This window comes from uncultured Faecalicoccus sp. (assembly GCF_944325745.1).
In the GTDB taxonomy this organism is placed as follows: domain Bacteria; phylum Bacillota_I; class Bacilli_A; order Erysipelotrichales; family Erysipelotrichaceae; genus Faecalicoccus.
Map to the genome: position 1 here is coordinate 1 of NZ_CALVBG010000084.1, position 4,088 is coordinate 4,088.

Below are 4,088 nucleotides of genomic sequence, written 5' to 3' on the forward strand. Positions count from 1 at the left end.
TTGATATTATCTATGCATAAATGATGTTGAAGAGAAGAGTACCTATCGTATCTCTTTAAGAAGAGAGTCCTTGAACGCTGAAAGAGGACAAAGAGGTTGTTAGGGAACATGGTCTTGGAGTTGCAGGGTCGATATTTAGACTTTGACGGTTTCACCCGTTATCGTGATAGAGTATGTTTGTACTTGATGAGGTAAAATGAGTGATCATTTTGCGAAGATAGGTGGTAACACGAAATTCAACTTTCGTCCTATGATGGATGAAAGTTTTTTTATTTTAGAAAGGAAGGAAAAGATGATCAAATTAGAACATGTGACAAAAACCTTTCAAACCCGAAACGGAAATGTTCATGCCGTAAGAGATGTCAGTCTGGAGATCCAGGATGGGGAAATCTTCGGAATCATTGGATTTTCCGGGGCCGGGAAATCGACCCTTGTTCGCTGCATCAACTTATTGGAGAAGCCGGAACAAGGTGCGGTTTACTTTGATGATAAAGATCTTTTAAAGCTTAGCGATAAGGAACTGCGCTTAAAGAGACAGGAAATGGGAATGATCTTCCAGCATTTCAATCTGATGCGATCCCGTACTGTTTTTGAAAATATTGCATTTCCCTTGCGTCACATGAAGATGAAAGACGATGAGATTCAAAAACGTGTGGATTCTTTGTTAGAACTGATCGAGTTGAAAGATCGTAAGGATTCTTACCCATCTCAGTTAAGTGGTGGACAAAAACAGCGTGTGGCAATTGCTAGAGCTTTGGCTACGCGACCCAAAGTGCTTTTATGCGATGAAGCGACTTCCGCTTTGGATCCTCACACCACGCAGCAGATCCTTCAATTGATTCGCCGCATCAACAAGGAATTGAATTTGACCGTGATCTTGATCACGCATGAAATGGCGGTTGTCAAAGATATTTGTGATCGTGTTGCCGTGATGGAGAATGGGAAGGTTGTTGAAGAAGGAAACATTGTGGATGTGTTCTCGCATCCTAAGATGCCGGTCACAAAAAACTTTATCAACACCACAAACAATTTAGGCAAAATCGATGAACTTTTGGAAAACAAACATCCTTTGGTTCAAATTGATTCCAATCAGAGACTAGTGAAATTAAGCTATCAAAGTGGGAACACAAAAGAAGCATTGATTTCGACGATCTCCAGAAAATACAATGTTGATTGTTCGATTATTTTCGGAAATGTTGAAATCGTCCATGATGTACCCTTTGGTACTTTGATCTGTGTTCTTACCGGAAAACAAGAAGATATGGAAAGTGCTTTACAGCTTTGTGAAGATAATCAAGTGCAGGTGGAGGTGATGAAGTGATGATGGATTTTCTCACGGGGATCATGCCCAATGTTATCGACCGATCGGATGTATTTTTAGAATCTATTTATGAGACATTTCTTATGATTTTGATCAGCGGGTCAATTTCTTTGATCTTTGGCTTGATTCTAGGAGCTATATTAGTCGTTACTCGACCAGGTGATATTTTAGAGAATCGACTGATCTATACTGTTTTAGGGAAGATCGTAGATTTATTTCGTGCAGCCCCTTTTATTATATTAGCAATGATACTCACCCCATTATCGCAATTGATCATGGGAACTTCGATTGGATTAAAAGGAGCTTATATTCCTTTGATCATTGGTACTGCTCCATTCTGTGCACGTCAGATGGAACAAGCTCTTTCTGAGATTGATAGAGGATTAGTTGAAGCAAGTCAAGCCATGGGATTTGGACCTTTTGAAATTATTTGGAAAGTATATTTAAGAGAAAGCATTCCAAGTATCATCCGCGGCTTTACGATCACTTTGATCTCTATGATAGGATTGACCGCAATCTTAGGAGTCACGGGAAGTGGCGGCTTAGGTGTATTCTGTATCAATTATGGCTACAATCAATATAACTACGATATATTATGGGTTAGTTTAGCTGTATTGGTTCTGTTAACCATCTTGGTACAGGCGATAGGAAATTATCTTGCGAGAAAAACAACACATTAAATTAAAAAGAAAAGAGGAGAAAAAATGAACAAATTAATTAAAGGATTCACTGTATTTTGTTTAAGTGCAGCTCTTGTTGGCTGTGGGTCAGATGCATCTTCGGATGATAAAACGATCAAGATTGGAGCAAGCGTTACACCACACGCTGAGATCATTGAAAACATCAAACCAGATCTTGAAGATTTGGGTTACGAAGTTGAAATCGTAGAATTTTCCGATTACGTAAAACCGAATCAGGCATTGTATGAAGGGGAAATCGACTGTAACTATTTCCAACACACTCCATATTTGGAAGACTGGGTTGCCAATAACTGCGAAAATGATGATGATCTAGTGGTTGCCGACAAGATCCATTTTGAACCATTGGGAATCTATTCTTCAAAACATTCAGATATCAGTGATGTACCGGAAGGCGCACAGATTGCGGTTCCAAACGATACGACAAACGAAGCCCGTGCTCTTCAGCTTTTACAGGCGCAGGGAATCATTACCTTAACGGAAGGAAAAGGTCTGGAAGCTACAAAAGCGGATATCGTTGAAAATCCATATAACGTGGAAATCGTTGAGCTAGCTGCCGAAGTGGTTCCTACTAAACTGGAGGAAGTTGATTTTGCGGTGGCCAATGGAAACAATGCTTTGAACGCCAAAATTACAGATAACCTTTTGGTTACCGAAGATAAAGGGTCGGAAGCAGCCGACGAGTTTGCTAATGTGATCGCCGTTCGTAAAGAAGATAAAGATTCACAGAAAATCAAAGACTTGCTGGATGTATTAGAAACACAAAAAACCGTTGATTTCATCAATGAAACATACGATGGTGTCGTTGTTTCTGTATTTGATGCCGAATAGATGACGGATAGACTTTCTGGTTTGTATTCACAAACTGGAAGGTCTTTTTTGATGGAACTTTTAGAAGATTTGAAGTATATTTAGACTATGAATTTAGAACAGGCCATTCAACTCGAAAAAGAATACCATCCTTTAGGAACCAGACAGGATCTGTATAAGTTGATTTATCAATCCTGTTTAGGAAACGGTCATATGATCACGAACGAAGAAGAGTCGTATGATCGGCTGATCAAAGAGTGGAAAGAAGCAATTGCGTTTCCTATGCAGGAGATTGGAAATGGCTATGTACGAATGCCTTTAACCAAAATGAAGGAAGAAGATCTTTTGTTATGGAATGAAATATTCATAGAAAGTGCAAAGGTACGATGTACGCGCCGGCTCTTTGACCAGGCTTTGGTTCAATACGGCTTTTCAGATCAAGGTCCGGTCAGCCACAGTGCTGTCTTTAAAGAAAATTATTCACCGAGTTATCGCGTCATCAAAAAAGAGTATATCGATTATTTCCCGTTATTCAAGGTTTGTCTGGACGCCTTTTCAAAACAAAAGATCATTATGATTGATGGCCCTTGTGCCAGCGGGAAAACTACGGTCGCCCGATATTTATCTTCCTTTTTTGAATGCCCCTGCATTCATATGGATGATTATTTTCTGCCTTCTGATTTAAAAACAGAAAAACGATTACAGACACCGGGCGGCAATATCGATCATGAAAGGTTTTATGATGAAGTGGTTTGTCCGTTTTTAAAAAAAGAAGAGATCCATCTTCATCCTTTTGATTGTCATACCCAGACGTATCGCAAAGAAATTCATTTAGAATATTCGCCATTTTTGATTATTGAAGGATGTTACAGTCATCATCCTGCTTTTGACAAACTGGATGCATTCAAGATCTATCTGGATATTTCAAAAGAAGAACAGCTTGCTCGCTTAAAAAGACGATCACCATCGTTACTGGAGCGTTTTTTAAAGGAATGGATCCCGCTGGAAGAACTCTATTTTTCTACCTATTTGATCAAAGAAAAAAGCGACTATGTTTTTAGTCGCTAGTCCATCGTCCGAAGATTCCGCAAGGAAGGACACCGTTATTATGGCTGACAGGGAGAAGGTTTTCTCCGCATTCGATCTGTCCGCCATTTTTATTTTGGATGGTTCGTTTTAAGATCTCATGCAAAGCGGAAATCGTAAAACCGGTCGTGTAACAATTGATGATCAAAAATTGGGCGTCTTTATCCAGTAAT

Annotated in this window: 4 protein-coding genes, 1 pseudogene and 1 other annotated feature; of the genes and pseudogenes, 4 read left to right on the forward strand and 1 reads right to left on the reverse strand. The window is 39.4% G+C overall.

Translation table 11 applies throughout. The annotated features are described in order from the left end of the window. Positions 1 to 17 precede the first annotated feature (17 nt). Positions 18 to 254, forward strand: a binding site (T-box leader). Between the two features lie 38 nt (positions 255 to 292). The 4 genes from Q0J48_RS06685 to Q0J48_RS06700 all read left to right on the forward strand — a co-directional run bounded on the left by Q0J48_RS06685 (position 293) and on the right by Q0J48_RS06700 (position 3,897). Then, positions 293 to 1,321 (forward strand): methionine ABC transporter ATP-binding protein, encoded by a 1,029-nt coding sequence (locus Q0J48_RS06685; RefSeq protein WP_296242716.1) that lies wholly within the window; start codon positions 293 to 295, stop codon positions 1,319 to 1,321. Further along, on the forward strand, positions 1,321 to 2,001 hold the full coding sequence (locus Q0J48_RS06690) for a methionine ABC transporter permease (RefSeq protein ID WP_296242717.1): 681 nt from the start codon (positions 1,321 to 1,323) through the stop codon (positions 1,999 to 2,001). The genes Q0J48_RS06685 and Q0J48_RS06690 overlap by 1 nt, the downstream gene beginning before the upstream one ends. Positions 2,002 to 2,025: 24 nt before the next feature. Beyond that, positions 2,026 to 2,850 carry a MetQ/NlpA family ABC transporter substrate-binding protein gene (locus Q0J48_RS06695; RefSeq protein ID WP_296242718.1) on the forward strand — a complete coding sequence of 275 codons (825 nt, stop codon included), beginning with the start codon at positions 2,026 to 2,028 and terminating at the stop codon, positions 2,848 to 2,850. Positions 2,851 to 2,937: 87 nt separating this feature from the next. Continuing rightward, positions 2,938 to 3,897 carry an AAA family ATPase gene (locus Q0J48_RS06700; protein ID WP_296242719.1) on the forward strand — a complete coding sequence of 320 codons (960 nt, stop codon included), beginning with the start codon at positions 2,938 to 2,940 and terminating at the stop codon, positions 3,895 to 3,897. On the opposite strand, the pseudogene Q0J48_RS06705 reads toward Q0J48_RS06700, so the two are convergent. Then, positions 3,887 to 4,088: pseudogene (locus tag Q0J48_RS06705) on the reverse strand (SAM-dependent methyltransferase); the annotation flags it as partial. The gene Q0J48_RS06700 and the pseudogene Q0J48_RS06705 sit on opposite strands and share 11 nt — an antisense overlap.